Annotated in this window: 7 protein-coding genes; all 7 read right to left on the bottom strand. The window is 42.1% G+C overall.

Translation table 11 applies throughout. The features are described from left to right. Positions 1 to 29: 29 nt before the first annotated feature. Positions 30 to 512 (bottom strand): hypothetical protein, encoded by a 483-nt coding sequence (locus tag I8U19_RS16965; protein WP_198056609.1) that lies wholly within the window; start codon positions 510 to 512, stop codon positions 30 to 32. Between the two features lie 196 nt (positions 513 to 708). Further along, entirely contained in the window at positions 709 to 1167 is a 459-nt protein-coding gene (locus I8U19_RS16960) for a hypothetical protein (protein ID WP_033100340.1), read from the bottom strand. Between the two features lie 10 nt (positions 1168 to 1177). Further along, positions 1178 to 2494: an HNH endonuclease gene (locus I8U19_RS17840; RefSeq protein WP_198056608.1), complete on the bottom strand. Its 1317-nt coding sequence runs from the start codon at positions 2492 to 2494 to the stop codon at positions 1178 to 1180. After that, positions 2469 to 2939 (bottom strand): hypothetical protein, encoded by a 471-nt coding sequence (locus I8U19_RS16950; protein ID WP_152568506.1) that lies wholly within the window; start codon positions 2937 to 2939, stop codon positions 2469 to 2471. The genes I8U19_RS17840 and I8U19_RS16950 overlap by 26 nt, the downstream gene beginning before the upstream one ends. Before the next feature lie 432 nt (positions 2940 to 3371). Further along, positions 3372 to 3545, bottom strand: a complete 174-nt coding sequence (locus tag I8U19_RS16945) for an AbrB/MazE/SpoVT family DNA-binding domain-containing protein (RefSeq protein ID WP_160173823.1) — start codon at positions 3543 to 3545, stop codon at positions 3372 to 3374. A gap of 192 nt (positions 3546 to 3737) precedes the next feature. Further along, complete coding sequence (gene ssb / locus I8U19_RS16940; RefSeq protein WP_198056607.1) at positions 3738 to 4136, bottom strand: single-stranded DNA-binding protein; 399 nt, start codon at positions 4134 to 4136, stop codon at positions 3738 to 3740. Between the two features lie 348 nt (positions 4137 to 4484). Then, complete coding sequence (locus I8U19_RS16935) at positions 4485 to 4784, bottom strand: hypothetical protein (protein WP_198056606.1); 300 nt, start codon at positions 4782 to 4784, stop codon at positions 4485 to 4487. Between the last annotated feature and the right edge of the window lie 654 nt (positions 4785 to 5438).

The raw sequence follows: 5438 nt of genomic DNA, 5'->3' as shown, positions 1-5438 counted from the left end.
GAGTGGAGTTTACGGGGAACCTTCAAAGGCTAAATGAGGCACCGGGGTGGGTCAATTTTAAACCGGCTGAAGTGGGTCAATTTAATCCCGGCGTTGACATTTATCTTGAAATCCTCCTCTTCCCCTCGCCAACCCAGCAAATGCGCTAAGGAAACAATCAACTCCGTATTTTGGCTGATCAAGGCTGAATATAAATCGCCATAATGATTGGCAGTCCCTTTGAAACAGGTTTCCCCCTTTTCATAGCGAGGATGGCTTGGAACGTTCAACGGTTCAGCGAGAATATACAATTCAAAGTATCTTCCAGCCTTGTATAATTGTTGTTTATAGCCGATTACATCATTCTCCAATATTAATTTTTTTATCGCAGTGGTATAACACAGAAAGGAGAGATAATCTAACGTCCCCCAATTACCTACGGAATTTTCAGCTAAATCTTCTACCTCAAACTGATATGCATCTTCATTTTCACAAACGACATCTTTAAACCACTGTCTAACATCCTGAGACATATCATTTCCTCCTATCAGGCCATACTTATGAAGTTTTTGATAGTATCAGAGCGAATTGGACACCATTTTGAGACACTTAAAAATGTTCCCCTTAGTACATGAAAAAACGCCAAAACCGCTATTTCAATGAAGCGATTCGGCGCTTTGGTTTGAGGTGTATAACATCTAGGTTAATATAGATTGTCTAAAATCCTTCTTATTCTTCTACCCATTGTTTCGTTTTCATGTTAAAACGCTTCCCACCATCATGGAATTGCAGGTAGCAGGGAACAGGAAATGAATCTCCCCCTGCTTCTAAAAACCGATCCGAAAACCACTCGTACAAATATTTTTCAGCGTATTCGTCAAATTCTTCGATTTCATCATCATCAAGTTCATTTGGATCGAAGTAACGAACGGAAGAGAAGCTAAACTCTAGATCTTGTAACTTGGTCTCATAAATTGGATGATTCGATGAATCGATGGAAATCGAGTGGGACCCTTTCATGGGTATTGGACGTATTCCATAGAATCCCTCATATCCTTCTACAAGAAATAAGATCCATTGTGTATCAGGATGATAAGGGAATTGAAGTACTTCATGCAAACGTTCAATTGTTCCATCTTTTTCTTCGTTATAACTCTTTTCAATTGCTTGTTTCCATTCTTGACTCATTTCTTCCCTCCTAACGATTGTCCTTTCCACCACCCCATAATGATCTTCCACCCGTATGGGGTTGTCCTAACTGATGAACCTTTTGATCAACTAGTTGTATTTCACCAGGAGTCTCTGTATGATGCCAAACAAAGCCAATTGGGGTTACTCCTTCTTTAATATCTTGAATATTAGCATCAAGGAACTTTTGCTTCAAGGCAGGATCACTTTCAATTTTTTTCGTAAGGTCTGGCAACCCTTTTGCATCTTTTAGTTCGTCAATGTCGTTTTCAGTAAGCTCCTTTTTTAATGCAGGAAAGTGATTAAAAAAAGCGTTCAACTTTTGTTTACCAGGTCCATTCCCGTTCCCATATTTTATTGCATTGATCATTCCGTCATTGATATTTTGTTTAAGTTTGGGATCCACCTGAATCTTGTTATACACTTCTTTATTCAACTTCCTAAATTGAACTCTATCTCCCTTATACCAATCAGCTTTTTCTAATTTACCATCATACACAGTCCACTTTCTAAAATCCGGAAAACCATCTTTTGATATCGGGATTTGAACAGGTTTTCCGTTAATCATGACAGGCTTATCAGGAAATTCTTTTCCATAATATTTCGGATCAACAGAAACAAATTCTTTTTTATTTCCTTCAATTTCATAAATATACTTTTGTCCATTTTCTTCAACTATCTCTTTAAAGTTGGGGCTAATGGTATCGGGTGGCATTCTCTTTCTTGACTTTTTCGCACTGCCTACACCTGTATCTGGAGAATGAAAACAGTTGGGAAACTGTATAGCAGCAAAATAACCGCGAGTTGGCTGCTTGTAAGAAAAACATTTTTCCGCACTTTTAAAAGCCGATTTGACTTCAAATTTCTCAGCGGATACCGTGATTTTGTTAAACGCTTGGACTACAGCTTCCGGATCAAGGGCAAGAAAACCAGTAGTGATGCTTGCTACGGTGATAACCGAAGCAGCGACTTTGTGGCTGAGAATCCCTTTCCACACTGAGGAAAAAGTGCCTTTCACTTTGGAAACAGCCTGCGGGAAGCGGAGTTTTTGCAATCCTTCTTGGAGTCGGCTGATCCCTTGACCGACACGACCCATTTGCCCTATTTTGGATGCTTTGCTCGCCTTGGAAACTTTGCTCAGCATGGCTGCTTTGCTCAGTTTGCCTAGTTTATCTACCCCTTTTGCTCCGACAAGGGAACCCACCACATAACCTTGCCATTCCGCCCTGCTGCTGGCGTCTCCATGGATGACATCTCGTTTAAACGACTCAGAAATAGTTCGCCAGATGGCCTTTCCAGTTTCAACAGGGTGCAAGATAGATCGCACTGACAATCCCTTTTATCGTTTCGATGGGATGAACGATCATGTAGCCAATCCCCTTGACTGTATCCCACAGGCCTCTCAATATCCCGACTTTAAAACTTATTCTTACAATCAAAGTCGTGAGGATTAATGCCAAGATCCCGTCCAGCCAATCCCCCTGCTTGGCTTTTTCCCATTCACGGTCGGCTGTTTGTTTCAGCCAATTCCAGCCGCTGGAGACCTTTTCCTTTGTCCAATTCACTGCTTTCGCGATCGGCTCGGGAACCCAGTCCCATGAGCCATCTACTTTCTGTGGCTCCGGCCCTTGTTGAACTTTTTCAAAATGATCATTCACATGAGGAACATCAAAGCTGCCCCCACTGGCAAAAACTTGACCACCTCCCAACATACCAAAGCCAACCAAGGTCAAAAGAAAGACGATTACGAATCGATAAAAATATTGATTCATCTCTCCCATTACGGAATATTCATGATCCGTAATGGATTCACCCCTCTCTACCAAAAAGGATTGGATATAGGAGCAAAAAAGACAGACTCGACCTTGGGTCAACTCTGTCCAATAAAAAATGTTGAAACAGTGACTTGGCTTTTAAGCATTTGAAACCAATTATCGCGAAAATTGATTCATTTAAAATAATAAATAAATATACCAGTTTATTTGTAATATGATTCATTTTATTTTTGTCTAAAGAAGTAATTTTTAAGATTATAATATCAACCCAGTATGTTAGGAAATCTGAAGTTTTTGGACGCAATCCGTGAACTTTTTTCGCTAATCGTCTAAACTAATTGGACACCATTTTGAGACACATGAAAATGTGAGGATAAGGGATAGGAAGGAAAACGAAAAGGCAGCCCCTTTTTTCGGCTGCCCTTCACCTCATTCATTGATCAGCTTGGCCAATTTCCTTTCATCCACTTTGGTGATGATGAGTTTGTTGTCTTGGCAGGTGATCAGCACCTGATCCCCCGCTTGTAACCCCATCTGATCCCGATACTCTTTTGGAATCATGACATTTCCGATTCCCGTCACTTTTCTGATTTTCATGGTCATTGTAATTCCTCCTGTCATCCTTTGATCTCTTCTTCAAAAAATAGCCCATTCCATCACTTCCTCTGCCACTTGCTTGGCCATCTGGTGATAAAAAGTCAACGCTCCGGCTTGAATGGCTTTCTGTGCGTTCATGTTGTTCTCTCCTTTATGGTTAAAAAGAGTCCCCCGGGTACTGAGGGACCCGTCAGTCTGTCAAAAAGGCAAATCTGCATCAGAGATATCAATGGGGTTTTCCGCAAAAGGATCTTTGGAACCTGTTCCCTCACGAGAACCCTTCGGCTCCAGGAACTGAACACTCTCGGCCACGACATCCGTCGTATAGACCGTACGCCCTTCCTGATTCTCGTATTTCCCGGTCTGTAAACGGCCATCCACACCAACCAGAGAACCTTTTTTGAGATAGTTGGCGCAGTTTTCGGCCAACTTCCGCCAAGTGACGATATTGATGAAATCCGCTTCCCGTTCGCCGTTTTGGTTCGTGAAGTTGCGATTGACCGCAATGCTGAATCTCGCTACAGCCACACCGCTCGACGTATACCGAAGCTCCGGATCACGAGTGAGACGACCAACAAGAACGACGCTATTGATCATGAACCTGTCCCCTTTACATTTAATTTGTTATGTTTTTATTTAACTTGCAAGTCTATTATAGCAATTTATTTTTTATATGTAAATATAAACATGAATATTTTATCTTTTTATTTAACAAAAATCTCCCGCCTGTAATGGCAGGGGCAGCGATCAAGAAACTTCCTCCAGCTAACGTTCCATTTCCAAGATGTGCTCCATTGTTGTCCTCCTGTTTGTCATGGTGTATCATGGAGGACAGAGGGGAACCGCCATTCCTCTCTGTCCAATCAATCTCAACCTCGGGATAAGGAGAATCGGCGATAAGTCGATTCTCTTTTGTATTTTTGGGCCAAGTCCGGATGCTCCATTTCAAAGGCTTTGGCATCGAATCGAGTCGTCTTCACGTTTTTCCACCGGACTTGATACGTTCCGATGTACCCCTTTTCGTCGAAGGGCCAGCCGGGGATTTGATTTCTTCTTCAAGGGCTTGTCCAGCTTGTGTGCGGCGAATTTCTTGATCTCCTCCAACATGTCTACTGATGGATACTCCACCATCAGCTTCCGGAGATACTGCAAATCCTTCACGTACTGAACCGGGTAATTCTCGATCTGCTCCAGTTCATACAGCATCCGACGCTCTTCCTTGCTGGCCATTTGTTCATCCAGCATCCGCCTCACTTCTTCCCTTGGCAGATGCCGTTCATTTGGAAGTTTGGAGCCATTGGCTGCGCCGTTGGTTGGGGTAAGTCCGAGATACGTGTAAAATATACAGTTTCGGATAGAAAAAACCAGAAAAAAGCCGTTCCTATACTAGGAATCGGCTTTATTTCAATTTGGGCTATTTATAAATAATAAGCCTTATCGGACATTAGAGGTGATAGATCTATGCATAAAAAAGCATGTTTGGCCCGATCCGATCAAGAAGCCATCCTGTGCCGCGGCTGACGTTGAAGGAAACCCCGTTGGCGGCGTGCAGTAGGATGCCCGCGGGGACATCGTCGCTCCTCCTCGCCCACTGCTACTAGGATAACCGGTAGTCGATCTCCTTGACCGCCTCCCCCATGAAAAGAATACTATAACGCAATTACATGAGAAAATGCTCTAATACGCTTTAATAAACAATAAATTTACCTTATAATAAAAATAATATGAATTTTATTAATCGCAAATAGGAGTTAGTTAAGTCCGTATAATTGTGTAAAAATGGCAGCTGCGAAAAATAACTGAGCCATGGTGAAATTCCTCGGTTAGAATAGTAGTTGGCAAACATTCCCAAACAAGGAGGGTTTCACAATGGCTCAATACCAGATTACCGTAGATTCA

It is taken from the genome of Thermoactinomyces sp. CICC 10523 (assembly GCF_016055105.1).
Classification (GTDB): domain Bacteria; phylum Bacillota; class Bacilli; order Thermoactinomycetales; family Thermoactinomycetaceae; genus Thermoactinomyces_A; species Thermoactinomyces_A daqus.
This window is presented reverse-complemented; position numbering and strand designations above follow the sequence as displayed.

Excerpts from the sequence above, each read along its gene's own strand:
- I8U19_RS16950 (WP_152568506.1), bottom strand. The coding sequence starts at position 2,939 with ATGAATCAATATTTTTATCGATTCGTAATCGTCTTTCTTTTGACCTTG.
- I8U19_RS16965 (WP_198056609.1), bottom strand. The coding sequence starts at position 512 with ATGTCTCAGGATGTTAGACAGTGGTTTAAAGATGTCGTTTGTGAAAAT.
- ssb (WP_198056607.1), bottom strand. The coding sequence starts at position 4,136 with ATGATCAATAGCGTCGTTCTTGTTGGTCGTCTCACTCGTGATCCGGAG.
- I8U19_RS16945 (WP_160173823.1), bottom strand. The coding sequence starts at position 3,545 with ATGACCATGAAAATCAGAAAAGTGACGGGAATCGGAAATGTCATGATT.
- I8U19_RS16935 (WP_198056606.1), bottom strand. The coding sequence starts at position 4,784 with ATGCTGGATGAACAAATGGCCAGCAAGGAAGAGCGTCGGATGCTGTAT.
- I8U19_RS16960 (WP_033100340.1), bottom strand. The coding sequence starts at position 1,167 with ATGAGTCAAGAATGGAAACAAGCAATTGAAAAGAGTTATAACGAAGAA.